The 20,489-nt window shown below is 35.6% G+C and carries 14 protein-coding genes; 5 read left to right on the forward strand and 9 right to left on the reverse strand.

Features of this window, described 5'->3' with window-relative positions; translation table 11 throughout:
- Positions 1–2: 2 nt before the first annotated feature.
- A complete protein-coding gene (gene parE, locus ACFIN0_RS05250) occupies positions 3–2,069 on the forward strand; it encodes a DNA topoisomerase IV subunit B (RefSeq protein WP_375702077.1) in 2,067 nt (688 codons plus the stop codon).
- A gap of 17 nt (positions 2,070–2,086) precedes the next feature.
- Here the strand turns inward: parE and recJ are convergent, their stop codons facing one another.
- Positions 2,087–3,871: a single-stranded-DNA-specific exonuclease RecJ gene (recJ, locus tag ACFIN0_RS05255; RefSeq protein ID WP_375609452.1), complete on the reverse strand. Its 1,785-nt coding sequence runs from the start codon at positions 3,869–3,871 to the stop codon at positions 2,087–2,089.
- 295 nt (positions 3,872–4,166) lie between these two features.
- Here recJ and rplM point away from each other — a divergent pair, with 295 nt between their 5' ends.
- From rplM to ACFIN0_RS05270, 3 genes are all read left to right on the forward strand, one after another.
- A complete protein-coding gene (rplM, locus tag ACFIN0_RS05260) occupies positions 4,167–4,631 on the forward strand; it encodes a 50S ribosomal protein L13 (protein WP_375606694.1) in 465 nt (154 codons plus the stop codon).
- Between the two features lie 2 nt (positions 4,632–4,633).
- Positions 4,634–5,119 carry a 30S ribosomal protein S9 gene (gene rpsI, locus ACFIN0_RS05265; RefSeq protein WP_015856545.1) on the forward strand — a complete coding sequence of 162 codons (486 nt, stop codon included), beginning with the start codon at positions 4,634–4,636 and terminating at the stop codon, positions 5,117–5,119.
- Positions 5,120–5,273: 154 nt separating this feature from the next.
- A complete protein-coding gene (locus ACFIN0_RS05270) occupies positions 5,274–5,351 on the forward strand; it encodes a hypothetical protein (protein WP_375606729.1) in 78 nt (25 codons plus the stop codon).
- 78 nt (positions 5,352–5,429) lie between these two features.
- On the opposite strand, the gene ACFIN0_RS05275 is transcribed toward ACFIN0_RS05270, so the two are convergent.
- From ACFIN0_RS05275 to ACFIN0_RS05300, 6 genes are all read right to left on the reverse strand, one after another.
- On the reverse strand, positions 5,430–5,795 hold the full coding sequence (locus ACFIN0_RS05275) for a response regulator (protein WP_273724078.1): 366 nt from the start codon (positions 5,793–5,795) through the stop codon (positions 5,430–5,432).
- Between the two features lie 544 nt (positions 5,796–6,339).
- Positions 6,340–6,699: a hypothetical protein gene (locus ACFIN0_RS05280; protein ID WP_375613153.1), complete on the reverse strand. Its 360-nt coding sequence runs from the start codon at positions 6,697–6,699 to the stop codon at positions 6,340–6,342.
- A 2,402-nt stretch (positions 6,700–9,101) separates the two neighbouring features.
- Positions 9,102–9,890, reverse strand: a complete 789-nt coding sequence (locus ACFIN0_RS05285; protein ID WP_375606696.1) for an ABC-2 family transporter protein — start codon at positions 9,888–9,890, stop codon at positions 9,102–9,104.
- Positions 9,874–10,698 carry an ABC-2 family transporter protein gene (locus ACFIN0_RS05290; protein WP_375702078.1) on the reverse strand — a complete coding sequence of 275 codons (825 nt, stop codon included), beginning with the start codon at positions 10,696–10,698 and terminating at the stop codon, positions 9,874–9,876. Before ACFIN0_RS05290 ends, ACFIN0_RS05285 begins: the two co-directional genes overlap by 17 nt.
- The gene (locus ACFIN0_RS05295) at positions 10,673–11,692 is read right to left on the reverse strand and encodes an ATP-binding cassette domain-containing protein (protein WP_375606698.1); all 1,020 of its coding nucleotides are present in this window, start codon (positions 11,690–11,692) and stop codon (positions 10,673–10,675) included. Before ACFIN0_RS05295 ends, ACFIN0_RS05290 begins: the two co-directional genes overlap by 26 nt.
- Positions 11,693–12,491: 799 nt before the next feature.
- Positions 12,492–13,475 carry an RluA family pseudouridine synthase gene (locus tag ACFIN0_RS05300; protein ID WP_375610422.1) on the reverse strand — a complete coding sequence of 328 codons (984 nt, stop codon included), beginning with the start codon at positions 13,473–13,475 and terminating at the stop codon, positions 12,492–12,494.
- A 219-nt stretch (positions 13,476–13,694) separates the two neighbouring features.
- Between ACFIN0_RS05300 and ACFIN0_RS05305 the strand changes: the two genes are divergently transcribed.
- A complete protein-coding gene (locus ACFIN0_RS05305) occupies positions 13,695–15,482 on the forward strand; it encodes a glucan ABC transporter ATP-binding protein/ permease (RefSeq protein WP_375610421.1) in 1,788 nt (595 codons plus the stop codon).
- A gap of 998 nt (positions 15,483–16,480) precedes the next feature.
- Here the strand turns inward: ACFIN0_RS05305 and alaS are convergent.
- Together alaS and recA are read right to left on the reverse strand one after the other, a co-directional pair.
- Complete coding sequence (gene alaS, locus ACFIN0_RS05310; RefSeq protein ID WP_375702079.1) at positions 16,481–19,147, reverse strand: alanine--tRNA ligase; 2,667 nt, start codon at positions 19,145–19,147, stop codon at positions 16,481–16,483.
- Between the two features lie 209 nt (positions 19,148–19,356).
- Positions 19,357–20,400 (reverse strand): recombinase RecA, encoded by a 1,044-nt coding sequence (recA, locus tag ACFIN0_RS05315; protein WP_375606702.1) that lies wholly within the window; start codon positions 20,398–20,400, stop codon positions 19,357–19,359.
- Positions 20,401–20,489 lie beyond the last annotated feature (89 nt).

Consider the following 20,489-nt stretch of genomic DNA (forward strand, 5'->3'; position numbering starts at 1 on the left):
CTATGAGCGATAACAACAAGGATCTTTTTAGTGTTTTAAATAAAGCCCAATCTCGGGTAAATACAAAAGAAAGCACTCTGCAGTCTCCAATGAAATCAAAAGCGGTGATTTCAAAAAAAAGTGCGAAAGATATGCAAGAAGATGACTATAATGCTCTCTCTATTCGAGTACTTGAGGGATTAGAGCCCGTACGTTTACGCCCTGGAATGTATATTGGTGGAACAGACAGTAAAGCACTTCATCATTTATTTGCCGAAATTATTGATAACGCGATGGATGAAGCTGTTGCGGGTTATGCAGATTCTATTGAAGTCTCATTAGATAGGAACGGTTATATAACCGTTACAGATAATGGACGCGGTATTCCTGTCGAAAATCATCCTCAAATGCCCGAGAAATCTACTCTTGAAGTTATTATGACACAACTCCACTCAGGCGGAAAATTTGATGGAAAAGCTTATCAAACTGCTGGTGGACTTCATGGAGTAGGAATTTCTGTCGTCAATGCTCTTTCTGATGATATGGAAGTTGAAGTTGCACGAGAACGAAAACTGTACCGCCAACGTTTCTCACGCGGTATTCCTCAATCTGGATTGGAAGATCTGGGAGATGTTTATAATCGTCGTGGTACGCGCGTTCGTTTTCATCCTGATCATGAAATTTTTGGTGAAAAAGCAGCTTTTGATCCAGAAAAAATCTATAAGATGACATGCTCCAAAGCCTATCTTTTTGGTGGCGTAAAAATTCGCTGGTCTTGTGATCCCGTCATACTTGAAGGCACAAAAAATATTCCTGAAAAAGCTGTTTTTCATTTTCCCGATGGGCTTAAAGACTATTTACTTGCGTCACTAAAAGATGAATATCGAGTAACGTCAGAAATTTTTTCTGGCAAAACACAACAAAATAACGGCCATGGCTGCGTTGAATGGGCGATCGCTTGGCATGGTGGTGATTCTTGTGTGCAATCTTACTGCAATACGATTCCTACAGGAGAAGGCGGAACACACGAAATAGGATTACGCCAAGCTCTTTTGCGTGGATTGAAATCCTACGCTGAGTTAATAGGAAACAAGCGCGCAGCAATTATTACGTCTGACGATATTATGATTTCAACAGCCGCAATACTTTCAGTCTTTATCAGTAACCCTGAATTTGTTGGACAAACAAAAGATCGATTAGCAACCATTGAAGCACAGCGTATCGTTGAGAATGCAATCCGCGATCCTTTTGATCATTGGTTAGCAAATTCCCCACAAGAAGCAACAAAACTTCTCGATTGGGTTATCGAACGTGCTGAAGAACGTGTTAGACGACGCCAAGATAGAGAAATAAGTCGAAAAACTGCTGTCCGTAAATTACGTCTGCCCGGTAAACTTGCAGATTGTAGCCAGAACCATGCTTTGGGTGCTGAACTATTCATTGTTGAAGGGGATTCTGCAGGAGGATCTGCTAAACAAGCAAGAAATAGAGCAAACCAAGCAATTTTACCTCTTCGTGGTAAAATCTTAAATGTCGCTAGTGCTGCACATGAAAAAATGAACTCAAGCCAAACAATTAGCGATCTTATCCTTGCTCTTGGATGTGGAACACGCTCCAAGTATCGTGAAAAAGATCTCAGATATGAACGTATTATCATCATGACAGATGCTGATGTTGATGGTGCTCATATTGCGTCACTGCTCATTACCTTCTTCTTTCAAGAAATGCCTGACCTTATTCATCAGGGACATTTATATCTTGCCGTCCCTCCCCTTTATAGAATATCGCAAGGAGGAAAAGTTGCTTATGCTCGTGACGACATTCATAAGGATGAATTGCTCAAAACTGAATTTACTGGAAAAGCTAAAATCGAAATCGGGCGTTTTAAAGGGCTGGGTGAAATGCGCGCAGAACAACTTAAAGAAACGACTATGCATCCTCAAAAACGTACATTGCTTCGTGTTTCTATTGATGCCGTGGAAATACAAGAAACGAAAAAGACTGTAGAAAGTCTCATGGGAACAAAACCAGAAGCACGATTTCGTTTCATACAAGAAAACTCTACTTTTGCTTCTAATCTAGACATCTAATATAAAAAATATCCCTTTCAAACCACTGCGGCTGCGTCAATCACGCGCAGTTGCGGATTGATCGTTCCATTCCAATAATTCAAACTAAGATGACCAGCTAAATGAATCATTTCACCAATATTTTCAAAAAGAAAATCACCAAGTGATGTCCCTACAGCACGAAAAGCTATTCCTTGTAGTTTTTTTCCTTCAACATTAGATACAATGAGGCGAAGATGTCCTTTACCAACTTCAGATAGATTCACCAGTCGATGAGAGGGAAGAACAAAAACAGGTGTTGCATTCCCTGCCCCAAATGGCCCTGCTTTTTCAAGCAATTCAAACAGCGCTTCATTAACACCGGAAGCAGAAAGAGAACCATCTATACTAAGAGATTTTTTTGCACGCAACTGTGAAACCATTAAAGAAACTTTTTCTTCTAGCCATTTTCGAAAAATTTCAATTTTTGTTGATTGAATTGTAATTCCTGCTGCCATACTGTGTCCCCCTCCTTTTTCTAATAAATTTAATGTAACAGCTTCACGAACGAGTGCTCCTAAATCTATACCATTAATTGAGCGTCCCGACCCTACGCCATTTCCATCTTCTTTCAAAGCAATAGCAAAAACAGGACAAAAAAAACGCTCTTTGAGACGGGAAGCAAGAATACCAATAATTCCCGGATGCCATTCTTTATGAGAAATTACAAGCGACAATGGTATTTCTTGATCTTGATAAAGAGAAGTAATATAAGATTCCGCTTGTGCTAATTGAATGTTCTCCATTTCTTGGCGTTCTTGATTAAGCCGATCTAATTGTTCTGCTATTCTGTCCGCTTCATCTTTATTCTCACAACTAAGCAAACGTGCTCCCAAAGCTTGATCACCAATGCGCCCTCCTGCATTAATTCTAGGACCTAATAAAAAACCTAAATGAAAACTATTAAGCGGCTCCCCTATTCGTGCAACCTTTGTTAAAGCTGTTATTCCTAGATTATGCATAGAACGAGCAACTTGCAGCCCTTTTATCACAAAAGCACGGTTAACCCCCTGTAATGGAACAACATCACATATGGTTGCCAATGCAACAAGATCAAGCATACTGAGAAGATCAGGCAGTTTCCCTTTGAATTGTTTTTTCCGCAGTAAATGATGAACCCAAGCTAATGTAACAAAGACAACACCCGCTGCACATAAATGACCCTGTTCAGAAAAATCATCAGGACGATTAGGATTGACAAGAGCAATAGCTTCTTGATGAATCTCTGACATTTGATGATGATCTAAAATCACAACATCAGCCCCAGCAAGCCTAGCTGCTTTTACGGCATCTGGACTGTTTGCGCCACAATCAACAGTGATAATTAACCGAGCGCCTTCTTGCACAAGCATCCTCATTGCTTGTTCATTCGGACCATAGCCTTCAACAATACGATCAGGAATATAAATTTTGACTTCAATACCAAAATAACGAAAAAAACGCGCTATGAGTGCCGATGAACAAGCACCATCAACATCATAATCACCAAACACAGCAACCTGTTCTTGATTGAGAAGAGCCTTAACAATGCGCTCTGCAGCGCATTGCATATCCCTAAAACTTTCTGGATCAGGCATAAGCGTACGTAATGTTGGATTAATAAAAGCAACAGCCTCAGCTTCATCCACATCTCTTGCTGAAAGTACTCGAGCTAGCTGATCTGGAAAACCAAATTTTTGAGAAATAGCGCGCGCATTATTTATCCCTTGAACATCAAGGGCATCTAACCAAGCTTGACCACAAGCAGAAGATTCAACATTGAGAAAATAACGAGACCACTGCATTATTACTTATTTTATAATGAAGAACGATAAAATACAATCATGCGTTAAAGATAAAATAGTCTTTTGCAACATTCATTTTAAATTTAAATGATCCACAAACTTCTTTAATGCGGTATTATAATACCTCTCTCATAACATGCTGTTTTATAAAGTTTTTATTTTCTCTTGACGTCAATCAAAAGACATTATATCAGAGCAAGTAGTATGCGTTAAATATTTCGCTATGGTAACAATTTTCAACGCAAAACAGTAAAAATTCCCTTATATTAAAAGGGTTCTAATAAAGGATACTTCTATGGCAACTTTTTCACAAAAGCCAACTGAAGTGGTGAAAAAATGGGTTATTATTGACGCAGAAAACCTTGTTTTAGGTCGTCTTGCCACATTTGTTGCGAACCGCTTACGTGGCAAACATAAAGCTACATTTACTCCACATGTTGATGATGGTGACAACGTTATTGTCATTAATGCAGATAAAATAGCTCTCACTGGCAAAAAATATACGGATAAAAAATATTATTGGCATACCGGCTATATTGGTGGAATAAAACAACGTACAGCACGTCAACTTCTTGAGGGGCGTTTTCCCGAACGCGTTATTGAAAAAGCGGTAGAACGTATGATTCCTCGTGGGCCTCTTGGTCGCCGTCAATTGAAGAATCTGCGTGTTTATGCTGGAAACCAACATCCACATGAAGCACAACAGCCTGAATCTCTTGACGTTGGTGCTTTAAACCGCAAAAACAAAAGGATTGCTTGATTATGGCTGAAATTAATTCTCTTTCTGAGCTTAGCATAGTAACAAGTATTACAGAAACACATGAAAATGTTGTTCCTGTTCACGTGCAAAAGCTTGATTCACAAGGACGTGCTTACGCAACAGGAAAGCGTAAAGACGCTGTTGCACGTGTATGGATTAAACCAGGTTCTGGAAAAATCACGATCAACAATAAGGAATTTGACAAATATTTTGCTCGTCCTGTTCTTAGAATGATTCTTCGTCAACCAATTGTTGCAACAAATAGGGATACCCAATTTGATATTATTGCAACCGTTGCAGGCGGTGGTCTTTCCGGACAAGCCGGTGCAGTGCGCCATGGCATTTCCAAAGCTTTAACCTATTACGAACCAGAACTTCGCTCAATCTTGAAAAAAGGTGGGTTTCTTACCCGTGATAGCCGTGTTGTTGAACGTAAAAAGTACGGTAAAGCAAAAGCACGTCGTTCTTTCCAATTCTCAAAGCGTTAATTTCAATTTTTGCAATGCATAAAGCCTCGGACAAAAACGGGGCTTTTTCCCCTACTAAAACAAACTTTTAGATGAATGTAGGAACAAATCTATACCGATTAGAAAAAACAAGAATGCAAAACAATCCCTTCTCTTAAGATAAAAGGCAAGAAAAATAGACCGAAAAAATTCAAAACTTCAGTTTCAATTTTTAAAATCTGTTTTACTAACTTGTAATATATCCACGTGCTGAAGCACAAAAATATTTACGCGACAACTTTAGCAATCTTATAAGCTTTTCAATGCTTTTTCTATCACCACTTAACAAGCTTTAGTCCAAGAAATGCTTTACCATTGTGATAAAATGAGGGACAGAAATAGGCTTTGACATATATTCTTCACATCCACTGGCACGAATTCGCTCCTCATCGCCTTTCATAGCAAAAGCTGTTACAGCAACAACGGGGATTGATCGAAGTTCTTCATCTTCTTTTAATTGTTTAATAACATCTATTCCAGAGACCTCTGGCAACTGGATATCCACAAGGATAAGAGATGGCATTGATGAACGCGCCAAATCTAATGCCATAAGACCATTACGTGTTTCAACGGTTTCATAACCACTCGCTTCTACAAGATCGCGAAATAACTTCATATTAAGCTCATTATCTTCCACGATCATGACTTTTTTTGACATTCGTATAACTCCACCCTTCTCAGATAAAATAGAGAAATAGAAATGAATCCACATTCTCTTTGCTTAAGATAAAATGATAAAATGAATTGTAAACCACAAAGAGATTAAAAGATTCCAATAAAAGCATTTTTGCAAATATTTGTAAGACGCATCGCTATACTTATTCAGTTCATCAACATAAACCCCACAAATAGTCGTAAGATTGTGTGACCTTGTATTTTTTGAGTTGATATACAAAGTTTATGGATATCTCAATTAATGCATTCGCGTTTTCATCATAAAAAAAATATCAACCACAAACTTAGCTCAAATGCGCATTTTGAAGAGAAAAAAATTTAAGTAAATTTAAAAAGCAACTGATTAGCTGAATTTAATGCACCATATACTGGCATCCACAAAACAATATCTTAATGATATAAAAGGATAAACTTATCAAGGTCATTAAGATTAAAAAAATAAATAAACCGTGATTAAATATCACGGTTTATTTAATATAAAACATTCAATAACAGCATAATTCAAAGTTTATCAAGGATAATATCTTTTAATTCAAAGCCCATGAACTATGAGCAAAAGCATCGAATGTTCTTCCACCTGTCTCTCTGTTAGGACTCGGTGGCTTTCTAGTAAAGAAATATACAAGATATGCGATGAGACCAAAAATCGCTGTCTCCAACCCCATTAAACCGGCAACTTTTTGGACATTTTTTTCAGCCCCTTGTCCTCCAAACTGGCTAATAATCATATCAACAGCTTTAATAACTCTATTTTCCTGTGTCATTACAGAAATAAAACCAGCATTTTGAAATCTGCCATTTAAAGAATCAGCATTGGCTCTTAAAATCTGTGAAAAGAAAATCGCTACTGCAACAAAACATACTATACAATGCTTGAATATTTTCATCATAACCACCTAATTACAATATTTAGTAAAATAAATTTTCTTTACCGCCCCCTCTAAATATAAAACATTCCGTTATCTATCGATAAAGTATATTTATCTTCTGATAATAAAAATATAATACAAAATTTAATTAATAATTTTATTTTAATTGTTAATTTTATATTATATTACACTTACAATATATCCGTTACATGTTTATTTAATAATTGTCAATTATTTTATTTGTACTTTACATTATGTAGTTTAATAATGAAAATATATTAAAATAAAATTATTTTATTGTTTTTATTATAAATTTAGCTTTATTATCATAAATATTATTATGATTTTATAATATATAAAAATATCAATATGTTGTTTTTAGTTACACATAATATTTTTATTTTTTTGTATAATATAGTAAAATAAATATTTTTATAAAATAATTTTTCCTTAGGATAGATTGAGAAAAAATATTTGCCCCAGCTACAATTAGCGTAAGCACCAGCTTAACTCTTTGATTGAAAAAGCTAAATTAGGTAAGATAAGGGATAACTTTGGTGAATGCGCCAAATCTAATGCCATAAGCTATTACACATTTCAACGATTTCACAGCCATGCGTTTCTACAAGAACGTGGGATAATTTTAATAAAGTTCATTGTCTTCCACAATTATAAATTTCTAACATTAATATAATTCCACGACTTTAAGATAAAATAGAGAAATAAAAATGAATACACCTTCTTTCTAACCAAGATAAAATGATTAAAAATATAAATCATAAAAAATTTAATAATGTCCAATAAAAGCATTTTTGCAAATATTTGTAAGACGCATCGCTATACTTATTCAGTTTATCAAAATGATAATCTAGAATAGCCGTAAAATGATGTGATCGTATATTTTTTGAGTTAATACGAAAAATTTATGGATATTCAAATCAGCTCATGCCCCTTTTCATCTTAGAAAAGATATCAATCACGAAAATTAACATAGATATATATTTTGGAAAAAAATTTAAATAACGTTGATATGGATAGATTATTTGCTAGCAAACAATCTTCTCTATTAAATCAGAGTGTTCACTACTGTGATATTGTAATCTCAATCACGACAACACTTCAATAACAGACTAAAATATAGATTCACTATAAGCTTAAAATAAAAATTTTGGAATTGATCATACATACAATGAATGAACCGTAAAATACAAAAGTAATCATAACACTAGAAAATGAAAAAGCTTATCACTCTTGTTCACTATTCCTTCCTCTCTCATTTTTTCTGTGTTATTTTTAAAGTCTTGTAAAAGATATGAATTACATGCAAAAAAAATTAGCCCTTTGTAATCTCTACGCCATCAATCACATTAGTTTTATTAATGATAAGCAATAACATTTGTATAGCTCTAAGCTTAGAGAGCAAAACCAGATTAAAGTATTATTTTTATTTATTGTAAAGAGGATGTAAAACTCCATTTTTCTCTTATAATTGTTAAGAAAAATTGAAAAATGAGCTTATTAATATTAAAAAAATAGAAAATATTTTTTTTAAAAATAATATCTTATTTAATTACTTTTTAAAATAATATAAATATATTATGTTTATATTGTATATTTCTAATTAAATAATAATATTTATAATAACACTAAAATATTACATAATAAATATCTTTCTATTAAATAAAATCATAACATAAAATAAGAAATTAACAATAAAATCAAGTATAATTCTCTTAGTTTACCAGTACAACAAATAAATATATTTAATTATGTTATTGAACTCAGTTGCATTACCATCGTTTTTGCCCGCTTTGCTTAGTGGATCCTTTTATTTCCAAGCAATTATTAACTGAATTTTGACTGCTCAGCATGCTGAAAAATCTCTATGTGATTGTTGTCTTGATAATTGCTATCATGTTGTTTGGCGAAGCTCTTAGCTTTCTATCGGGCAACTTAAAAGCTTTATTCTGTCAATTTTCTTATTGTTTAAGCAAAAACTCACCCACATAATAATAGCACCAACAAAATCCACACGAATAACCACATTCTACACATATAAAATTACTCATCTTTTACAATTTTTTAGCACTATAAACGCAACAAAAATAAATTTTGCTCATATCATAAAGCGGTACTAATATTGTACACCATCTTACCATGGCTTTTGTCATCAAGCTGCCATCTAAACTCAAACTAAAACTGATCTAAAACCAAGAAATTTAACTCTCTGATTTCTGTTGTAAATTCTTTGCTCAGAGCTATAGAAATACAACTGATTTTATGCATGAATATGTCTAATAAAAAATCCTCATGTGTAAATTTTACATGCCCTATACCACCAGCATAAATAACGATAATCTACGCTATAATAGAATTATTCACTCAATTTTTTTATTTTTATAATCATGATGACTTTTATATCATCCCCCTAATCCATTAAATTTAATAATTGTTTTCTTATAGATTATGAAAGTCATGACTATAGAAAGAAAAGTGCTCGACAGAAGATATCCAATATTCCATTCGCCTTTACCAAGTAACAGGGATACAGGAAAAGAAGCAGAAAAAGCCATGGGAAGCATAAACAAAAGCCATTTTACAATGCTTGAGGGATAAATTCCTATTGGTACAAATGAAAGCTCGTAAATCATTTCATGAAAATATTCGACAGGCATCTTACGGCTAATAATAAATGTCACAAAATTAAACATCATGAAAAAACAAATATTGACGATAAAAACACAAAATATTGCAACAATAAAAGAGATCCATTTTAGCTTAAGATCATACATATCCGGTAATGATACGAACAAATAGGCACTAACATAAAGAACAAATAGCTTTATCAGATTAAGTGGTTTGCACCAACCAAACAACATCAACAACCAGATTGAAACAGGCTTTATCAAGTAGGGTTCAATTTTACCATCCGCTACTTTTTCAAAAAACGTTTCAATAGAATGAGTAAAAATATTCAAAAATATCCCAAGTAAAACAAAGACAACAAAGATAAAATGAATTTCATCTCTGCTATAGTTACCAATCTTTCCTGAAAAAGAAGATATTCTATCAATAAATATGAATTGAATAAAATAATAGCATAGAGAAAGAATAAACTCCCCAGCCAAATTCTTACCATAAACAATCTGTCGGCAGATATTCAGGCTGATAAAATGAAGGATTATTTTCATCTCAACCGCCCGCTCCATAATACATCTTCATTCCTTTATTCCAAGCAATATGAATTAAGCATAAAAGACACAAAATATAAGCAAAACTTCCGAAAAAAAACTGCTGAAACAACGCTAAATTTTGCGTCGCGAAAAACTCGGCAGGAGCTGATATCATGAAACGATAAGGATTAAATTGCATGAGCGGAATAAGCCACACCGGCCAAAAAGATGGTGGTAAAAGAACACCCCCAAGAAGCGCTGAACTGAGAATACTGAAAGAGAGTAATATATTGTACTCAATCACCCAAAAACTTAATAAGGCAATCCCGAAAGAGAGTAAAAAACAAAGCAATTGTGATAGAATAACAACCAGAAAAAAGAACAGAAAAGAGATGACCAATCCCAGAATATTTTCATAGGATAAAACAAGCTTTGCAACAAAAAGAACCAATAACGGAATGCAATATAATACACTCTCTCCTAAAAAAGTAAAAAGTATTTGTGTCATATAACTAAAGGGTTTTGTGAGATAGACTTCTAATTGACCTTCCCTAACATGATGAGAAAAAAACTTAATCACATTATAACCATTATTTAAACGTCCTAAGACTAAAGCAAAAGCATAATAATACATCATATCATGAAAGCTAAAGCCATTTATGGTGTTTCCCATATCAGAGAAAAGTGCATTCCATAATAGAAGTTGAATAATAAATGGCGAAAGTGTCCCAATGACAATATCAGTAAAAAACATGGCTCTATCACTTAGAATAGAGAGTAATCCATTCCTTGCATAAAAAAACATGCCAAAACAATAATTAAATAAATTCTTTAAATTTAACACGGAGCATCTCCTCAAATGAGGGAGTGGACACAGAAAACGTACAGTTGAATTTAGTTGTCATTTCCCGTATGAAATGCGAATAATCTCCACGAGGTAACGAAATTTCCAATGAACATTCTTCATTGTTCAGTTTTTTATTTTTTAAAGGAGCGGACAATTTTAACGAAAGTTCATCCATTCTCTTTACAACAGCATAAAGCGCCTGCAAGTGTTCACAAAAAAATGTCACTTTCACCAAAGAAGGAAGCATATTTTTAAATGCATCAATATCACCGTAAAAGTGTTTGTTTCCTTTATGCAAGAGAAGAATATCATCAACGTAACCATCAATATCCCCCATATCATGACTTGTGATGATGTATCCCATCCCTCGCTCTCTTTTAAGTTTTGTAAGTAGCTCCCTAATTTCATGCTTAGAAGTAATATCAAGACCAATAGTTGGTTCATCTAGGAACAATAATTTAGGTCTAAAAGATAAATTAAATGCCAATTCACTTTTGACTCTCTCACCCAAACTCAGCATTCGCACTGGCTTGTCCATGATATGCGCAATACCAAGCAACTCTGCAATCTCTTTAAGGTCGCGGATAAAAGAGGTTCGTTCAATACCATATAAGGGTTGCACCATATCCAAACTGTAACGTAGAGGTAAATCCCACCATAAACAACTCTTATGACCAAAGACCACACCCAACTGTCTAAACAGATCTTTCTTGGTTTTATACGGATTAAATCCCAAGACTTTAACACTTCCCTTATCAACGAATTGTATACCAGCAAGTATTTTAATCAGTGTTGATTTACCTGCCCCGTTAGCTCCGAGGATAGCAAGAGATTGTCCTGAAAAAAGGGTAAAACTGATATCTTTCAGCACGTGATAATTCGTATATACTGGCTTAAAGAGAGAAAGCACTCTGTTTTTGAAAGAAGTTCCTCTGTCCATGCTACGGTATATTTTTGAGACGTTATTAACGTCAATCAATAATGATCCCATCAGTCACTCCTCATTTCAACTTATCCCCTCTTGGAATATTCCCATAATCTTTGAATATCTATTTTTTCACTGGAAAAACGACCATGTTCTCCCCCCCTTCTAAAGAGCAATAAACGCCCCTAAAACTTTAATCTCCAATTTTGAGTACGGCATATTTCTTCAATCTGATGCATTCACTGAAATAAAGCATTAAAAATGCTAAAAGTTGTTTCTTCTTTTATGAAAGAAAATCTTTCGAACAAATTCAGATAAATAAAGTAAGTAGAAAAATAACTGAAAGAAAAACTTTGCTAATAAACTCTCATTGTGTGAACAAAGGTACAAATAGTAAATCTATCATAAGTATATCAAATCACATTGATAACAAAACAAACCTCCTTAACAACAGAATTTTTTTGAGAGTCCACTTTTCCTCAGCATTACTATAAAATGCCTCAATTATCTCCCATGAAAAATTAAAAAACGCCTTTACACATTTCAGCAAATATCCCTTCAGATTTTATCTCATTCATCTTCCTCAACAGACACGCCTCCCCAATATACGGCCCTACAGATAAATTCAAAGGAGCAGCTTCATCAACTCAGATTATTAACGATACACCTTATCTAGAGATAATAATACAATCAATATGGATAAAGAACTGTAGAAAGAAAATTTATGATATTTCAAAATTCATCACTCAAAAACACCATTTTCTCATAGCGATTATACTAAAGCTCTCTTCAAATGACGCCCTATCCATCTCATCAAATTTATAGACAAAATTTTTACCAATCAAAAAGGATAAATGAATCTTTTTTACTCTGTTTCAGCATCACTCTCATTAAAAGACAAAAGATTAAAACTTTGAACCATATGAGGTGGTAAAGGTGCAACAATGTCCAATACTCCTCCTGAAGGATGAGGAATACGAATACGACGTGCATGAAGGTGGAGACGATTTTGAATTCCTCCTGGTAATGTCCAATTACTATCAGAAAAAAAATATTTTGAATCGCCAATGATAGGATGATCCATATGGGCAGCATGCACACGAAGCTGATGTGTTCTCCCTGTATAGGGTTCCATTTCAAGCCACGAAAGAGCCCGCCCTCGCGTATCTAAAACGCGATAGTAGGAAACCGCATGATGTGAATCTGGCTCCCCATGTTCACAAACACGCATTTTATCACCTTGTGCAGTCATTTCCTTAACCATCCACGTTGAAATTTTGTCCTGCTTTTTTTTAGGAACGCCCCGAACCAACGCCCAATAAGTCTTTTTTGTTTCTCGCGCTCTAAAAGCGGCTGTTAAGGCCTGAGCAGCTCCCCTTGATCGCGCAACAATAAGCACACCCGACGTCTCACGATCAAGACGATGAACCAAACGCGGCTTTTCACCTTTTTTATTGCGCCATACCTCAAGCATACTGTCCATATGACGTGTTAAACCAGAGCCTCCTTGGACAGCCAATCCAGCAGGTTTGTTAAAAACAAATACTTTTGGATCTTCATAAAGCAGCATTTTTTTTAAAACGGTCCCATCATCCTGCCCACGAAGTGTTTTACCCGTTATTGGAAGATTTTCTTTGTCATTAATAGGGAGAGGTGGAATACGGACAGTCTGTCCCATACAAAGACGCGTATCAGCTTTAACACGTCCACCATCAACCCGTATCTGACCAGAACGCAACAGTTTTTGCAAAACTCCAAAACCAAGTCCTGGATAATGCACTTTAAACCAGCGATCTAAGCGCATTCCATCTTCATCTGCCTCAACTTTTTTTATTTCTACGCCTGCCATGAAAGTTCCCTTGCCTGATAATTTTATTGATCTATTTTTGCGCCTTTATAAGCACAGATATAAACACAAAAATTCATATTTTAATTGGCTTTATCACACCATATTACAGTTAGTATCCAAAATTGCCTTTTCTTAATGTCCAAATTTTATTAGCTAAAAATTAAGCGTTATAAAAAAATCAATACCTTTACGCTTAACAGCGAATGGAGATAATTAACAGTGTCCTTATTCAAAACCTATGCACGTGTTCTCACTTACCTAAACAGAGAAAAAAATGCATCCCTTTTAATCTGTACCGCTAATGTTATGTTAGCGATTATCACCATTGCAGAACCTATTTTATTTGGACGGGTTATCGATTCTATTACAGAAAAAACAGGTATCATCTCTACTCTTGCCATTTGGGTTTGTTTTGGACTTTCACATATTATCGCTTATGTCCTTGTTGCTCGCGGTGCAGACCGCTTAGCCCATAGACGTCGCTTAACGGTTTTAACAGAATCTTTCGAACGTATCATTGCCATGCCGTTAATTTGGCATCAACAACGCGGAACATCTAACGCACTCCATACACTTTTGCGCGCTATAGATTCCATGTCAACCATATGGCTTGATTTTATGCGACAACATCTCTCAACGCTTGTCGCCTTATTGGTTCTCATCCCCATAGCCTTTAATATGAATTGGCGCCTTTCAATAGTCTTGGTTGTGCTTGCCATCATCTATGTATTAATTGCACGTTTAGTGATGCGAAAAACAAAAGACGGACAAGCCGCTGTAGAATGCTATCATCATAACCTTTTTAAACATGTCAGTGATTCAATCTCTAATGTTTCCATTGTACAAAGTTATAACCGAATAAAAGAAGAAACTTTCATACTGCACCAACATACAAATGCTCTGCTTAAAGCACAAAATCCTGTTCTCAATTGGTGGGCGCTCGCCAGTGGCTTAAATCGAATGGCTTCAACGATTTCAATCGTTTGTGTTCTTCTCCTTGGAGCTTTTTTTGTTGCAAAAGGTCAACTACGAGTAGGTGACGTCGTTGCTTTTGTTGGATTTGCACAACTCATGATTAGCCGCCTAGACCAAATGAGCAATTTTATTCATTGTGCAATATCCTCACAAGCAAAACTGCAAGAGTTTTTTGAAATGGAAGACTCAACCTTTCATATCAACGAACCGCAGAATCTTCCCTCCCTCCAAAATGTTAAAGGCACCATACAATTTCATCACGTGACCTATAAATTTCCAAATTCTTCTCAAGGTGTTTTTGATATTTCTTTTGAGGTTAAAGCAGGACAAACTGTTGCGATTGTAGGACCAACAGGGGCTGGAAAAACAACGTTGATCAATTTGTTACAACGCGTATACGACCCTACCTTTGGGCATATCTCCATTGATGGAATAAATATATGCTCGATCAATCGCGAATCTTTACGCAAATCTCTAGCAACAGTATTTCAAGACTCAGGTCTTTTCAACCGTACTATTCATGACAATATTTCAATAGGAAAAGCGAGCGCAACGAATGAAGAACTTTATGAAGCAGCAAAAATAGCAGAAGCTCACGATTTTATTCTAAAAAAAGCTGATTATTATAACACAATGGTGGGCGAACGAGGATCTCAATTATCAGGTGGAGAAAAACAGCGACTAGCAATTGCACGCGCTGTTTTAAAAAATGCCCCTATTCTCATTCTAGATGAAGCAACAAGCGCTCTTGATGTTGAAACAGAAGCACGTGTCAAAAATGCCCTTGATTGCATAAGCCATAATCGCACCACTTTCATTATAGCACATCGCCTCTCAACAGTACGCAATGCTGATGTAGTACTCTTTCTAGAACATGGTCATTTAATTGAAAAAGGAAGCTTTCAAGAATTAATCGAGAGAGGCGGACGTTTTTCTCAATTCTTAAAAGCCAGTGGTTTAACAATCAAACCACCAGAAATAGAAGGAGAAAATGAAAACGTCATCCTCTTACATGAAGCCATAGCATCATAAAATTGATACTCTTCACAAATCTCATGTAAGAAATACCTCTTCAATACACCAAAAATACTTTATTGATACAAATAAAAAGGTTACTAAGAATATCACAATCCATTTTTGACGCGAGATCTTTGAAAAAATATTAAAACCATTCCGCACTTTTTCTACTGTTGAAATTTTACTCGATTGGAACAAAATTATTGCCTATATCTTTGCATATTAATGAGTATACAATCGAATTTAAGGAAAATGCAAAGGTAAAAAAGCTTTCAATTTTACCATCTTCTTTTAACTCAGCTTTACAACTTTCAAAACTATCTAAAACAGTGTTTTTTTAATAATGGATATGACGTATTGCTTCACACTTTTGTTTATCATGTTTTTTGTAGAATCACCCCCTCGCCAAGAACAAAATGTCATTGTGTTGTACATTCATCACGTGCTTTTTTAAGAAATATTTCTCAATACTCCTAAGCCTATTTTTCACAACAATTCTTGTGAATGGTTTTGATTGATTCAATATACATAGATTTAAAATGAGAAAATCCTACGAATATTTGGAGCTCTTACTCAAGATATAAAAAATAAATTATCATTATAAATCAATATATTGAGTAAATAGCATCATAATAAATCAGACATTAATATACCTCTTTAAATTTATGCGATATTCCTTTTTATAAAATAGGATAGAGATGTTTCTTTAAAAAAATCTGTAAGAGCCACACAATGACTGCTCTTCTTCGTAAAAATATACTACAAAGCAAAGTGTAAAATGCTGCATAATCTTTCTTATTTTGAAAGGTAACTCCCGAAACTCTTGAAAAACATAAAATCAAATAAAACAGTGATGATAAAGATAAAAACTGTTTTTATCTTTACTGATTTTGTATAAGCCCCCATTACGCTATATCTGGATTTCAACAAGACATCGGACAGATACTCGTGATACTTATACACCAATCCAACATAAAAATGTAAAAAACACCAATGAGAAAAGATTTTGCTTTTTAAATTTTTTCAAGAAAATCTTTTAGTGCCGCAAATGCCTCACTAGCCTTGTTTCCCTCAGGACCACCAGCCTGCGCCATATCAGGACGACCACCACCACCTCGACCACCAAGCACAGCTGAAAGAATACGAACGAGATCAACAGCATTCAATTTATCCGTTAAATCATCCGTAACGCCAACAACAGCACTGCCTTTTCCATCCTCCGAAACACTAATAAAAGCAACCACTCCAGACTCAATTTGTTTTTTTCCAGAATCGACGAATGCCTTAAGATCCCGTGGTAAAATATTTTTGACAATGCGTCCGAGAAAAGAAAGCCCATTAATGATTGTAATATCATCTTGACTACTTTCTGTTATACCACCACTCAATACCATTTTTTTGCGTACATCATTCAACTCTTTTTCAAGTTTACGACGATCATCAAGCAAAATTCGCACCCGTTCTTCCACACCAGCAGAAGAAGTTTTTAAAAGATCAGCGATTTCATGAATACGTTCATCTTGGCGGCTAAGATAAAAACGTGCTTCTTGGCCAGTTAAGGCTTCAATACGACGCACTCCTGCCGAAACAGAACTTTCAGAAACAATATGGATCAAACCAATATCGCCTGTTCGCTCCACATGTGTGCCCCCACAAAGCTCTATTGACCAATGCTTTTTTAATCCCTCTTGGTGACACTGCTTCCCCATAGAAACAACGCGAACTTCATCACCATATTTTTCACCAAACAATGCCATGGCTCCTTCATAAATGGCATCATCTACAGCCATGAGGCGCGTTATTACTTTACTATTTTGCAAAATAATCTCATTTGCTAAATCTTCTATTTTTTTCAACTCTTTTGGTGAAACGGATTTTGGATGGGAAAAATCAAAACGCAACCGATCTGGCGATACAAGAGAACCCTTTTGAGTAACATGATCCCCCAATGTTTGGCGTAAAGCTTCGTGTAACAAATGAGTAGCAGAATGATTTGCACGAATTTTCTTACGACGAACAATATCAACCGTTAATTCTACACAATCAGACCTCGATGCCTGACCAGATTTCACCTCCCCAATATGGATAAAAACACCATCACCCTTTCTTTGGGTATCATGCACCTTAAAAATAAAATTTTCACCAGAAATGATACCGCTATCACCAATTTGCCCACCAGATTCACCATAAAAAGGTGTCTGATTAACAACAAGCATAGCTTTCTGATCTGAAGAAATATGATCAACAATTTTACCATCACATACAAGAGCTGTAAGAATACCTTTCGCTGTCTCAGTTTCATAACCTAAAAACTCTGTGGCCCCCACTTGATCACGAACAGAAAACCAGATTTTCTCTGTTACAGCTTCTCCAGAACCAGACCAATTGGCACGTGCTTCCTCTTTTTGGCGTTCCATCGCTTTATCAAAAGCACCAACGTCAACAGATATTCCGCGACGACGAAGAACATCTTGCGTCAAATCAAGCGGAAAACCATAGGTATCATAAAGTTTGAAAGCAACTTCACCATTCAAATAGTCTCCTTCTTTAAGATCGGTACTTGCTTCGTTCAATAAACCAAGTCCTCGTTCAAGCGTTTTACGAAAACGTATTTCTTCTAACCTTAAAGTTTCTGAAATCAAAGATTCAGCACGTGTCAACTCAGGATAAGCTTGTCCCATTTCGCGAATTAAAGCAGTCAAAAGTCGCCACATTAAGGGCTCTTTAGCACCAAGAAGATGCGCATGACGCATAGCACGACGCATAATACGACGTAAAACATATCCTCTTCCTTCATTAGAAGGAAGCACACCATCAGCAATCAAAAATGCAGATGAGCGAAGATGATCAGCAATGACACGATGGCTGGCAATAAAATCACCCTTTGCCTCAATCCCTGTAATTTCTTCTGATGCAGCAATTAATGCACGAAAAAGATCAATGTCATAATTATCATGAACGCCCTGTAAAACAGCAGCAATACGCTCTAATCCCATGCCTGTATCAATAGAAGGATGAGGTAAGTCAACACGTTCTTCCTTGGAAATCTGCTCATACTGCATAAAAACAAGATTCCAAATCTCAATAAAGCGATCCCCATCCTCATGAGCACTTCCAGGTGGCCCCCCCCAGATTTCATCACCATGATCATAAAAAATCTCCGAACAAGGACCGCAGGGTCCTGTATCTCCCATCGCCCAAAAATTATCAGCCGTCGCAATACGGACAATTTTTTCATCTGGAAGACCTGAAATTTTACGCCATAATTCAGCAGCAACATCATCACTCTGATAAACTGTCACCAACAGTTTATCTTTTGGCAGGCAAAATTCTTTTGTTAAAAGGTTCCATGACAAAAAAATAGCTTCTTCTTTGAAATAATCACCGAAAGAAAAATTACCCAGCATTTCAAAAAATGTATGATGGCGTGCCGTATAACCAACATTATCAAGATCATTATGTTTTCCACCCGCACGAACACATTTTTGTGCCGTTGTTGCCTGCTTATAAGGCGGCTTTTCAAGTCCAGTAAAAACATTTTTAAACTGCACCATTCCTGCATTTGTAAACATAAGTGTAGGATCATTACGTGGAACAAGTGAGCTAGAAGAAAGAACTTTATGCCCATTACGATGAAAATAATCCAAAAATGTTGACCGAATGTTATTAACACTATTCATATCGACACCTGCTCAATACAGTACAAAACCATAAAAGAAAAATCCCCCTCATTAAATATCCTCTTTGCCACGCATGGAGTCAATTTAATCAAAGAATGGAATATTTGTTCAAAAAAATTGAGAAAAAATGACTGTATATTTAAAAACTCAAACAAATAAAAACAGAAAAAATCTTAAATGAAAAAAATTATAGATGAAAAAACGCTCCATCAAATGGCTTCATCGCTCTCTGTATTTTCTGAACCTGCATTTTCTAACAATTCAATGGCAATCAAACCAGCATTTTGGCGCAAAGCTGCTTCAATTTCTGTAGCAACTTCCGCATGTTCACGTAAAAACTGCTTTGCATTTTCACGCCCCTGTCCTAAACGCTGAGAATTATAAGAAAACCATGCACCAGATTTTTCCACAATACCAACCTTAACACCCAAATCAATCAATTCACCTACTTTAGAAATGCCTTCACCATAAATAATATCAAACTCAACCTGTTTGAACGGAGGTGCCAATTTATTTTTCACCACTTTAACACGCGTCTGATTACCAACGATTGCATCCCTATCTTTAATAGACCCAATGCGACGAATATCCAAACGAACAGAAGCATAAAACTTTAAAGCATTTCCCCCTGTTGTTGTTTCAGGCGAACCAAACATCACCCCAATTTTCATGCGAATTTGATTAATAAAAACAACCATACAATTAGAGCGAAAAATCGCTGCTGTTAATTTTCGCAATGCTTTACTCATCAATCGCGCTTGCAATCCAGGCAAAGCATCCCCCATTTCACCATCGATTTCCGCACGCGGTGTTAAAGCTGCAACAGAATCCACAACAAGCACATCAACTGCACCAGAACGAACCAACGTCTCTGTAATTTCCAATGCCTGTTCACCAGTATCTGGTTGAGAAATGAACAAATTTTCTAAATCAACACCAAGCTTACGCGCATAAATAGGATCAAGTGCATGCTCTGCATCAATAAAAGCACAAATCCCACCACTTTTCTGTGCCTCAGCAATAGCATGGAGAGCCAATGTTGTTTTCCCAGAACTTTCTGGTCCATAAATCTCAACAATGCGCCCCTTGGGTAATCCACCAATCCCTAAAGCAATATCCAAGGATAATGACCCTGTTGGAACTGTTTCAATTTCAACAACCTGCTCTTTTTGCCCAAGACGCATAATCGAGCCTTTACCAAAAGAACGTTCAATTTGTGAGAGAGCAGCATCGAGAGCTTTTGTTTTATCCACGATTATATCCTTGACCGATTCATAAATAATCTAACACTTAAATTTTACACTGTACTTTTAATTTAACTAAAGTCTTGAGTTTAGATTTT

It is taken from the genome of Bartonella sp. AA89HNZF (assembly GCF_042196905.1).
In the GTDB taxonomy this organism is placed as follows: Bacteria; Pseudomonadota; Alphaproteobacteria; order Rhizobiales; family Rhizobiaceae; genus Bartonella.

What these genes read in the sequence shown, in the direction of transcription:
- recJ (WP_375609452.1), bottom strand. Translation starts at nt 3,871, where the DNA reads ATGCAGTGGTCTCGTTATTTTCTCAATGTTGAATCTTCTGCTTGTGGT.
- ACFIN0_RS05280 (WP_375613153.1), bottom strand. Translation starts at nt 6,699, where the DNA reads ATGAAAATATTCAAGCATTGTATAGTATGTTTTGTTGCAGTAGCGATT.
- alaS (WP_375702079.1), bottom strand. Translation starts at nt 19,147, where the DNA reads ATGAATAGTGTTAATAACATTCGGTCAACATTTTTGGATTATTTTCAT.
- ACFIN0_RS05300 (WP_375610422.1), bottom strand. Translation starts at nt 13,475, where the DNA reads ATGGCAGGCGTAGAAATAAAAAAAGTTGAGGCAGATGAAGATGGAATG.
- ACFIN0_RS05285 (WP_375606696.1), bottom strand. Translation starts at nt 9,890, where the DNA reads ATGGAGCGGGCGGTTGAGATGAAAATAATCCTTCATTTTATCAGCCTG.
- rplM (WP_375606694.1), top strand. Translation starts at nt 4,167, where the DNA reads ATGGCAACTTTTTCACAAAAGCCAACTGAAGTGGTGAAAAAATGGGTT.
- parE (WP_375702077.1), top strand. Translation starts at nt 3, where the DNA reads ATGAGCGATAACAACAAGGATCTTTTTAGTGTTTTAAATAAAGCCCAA.
- rpsI (WP_015856545.1), top strand. Translation starts at nt 4,634, where the DNA reads ATGGCTGAAATTAATTCTCTTTCTGAGCTTAGCATAGTAACAAGTATT.
- ACFIN0_RS05275 (WP_273724078.1), bottom strand. Translation starts at nt 5,795, where the DNA reads ATGTCAAAAAAAGTCATGATCGTGGAAGATAATGAGCTTAATATGAAG.
- ACFIN0_RS05295 (WP_375606698.1), bottom strand. Translation starts at nt 11,692, where the DNA reads ATGGGATCATTATTGATTGACGTTAATAACGTCTCAAAAATATACCGT.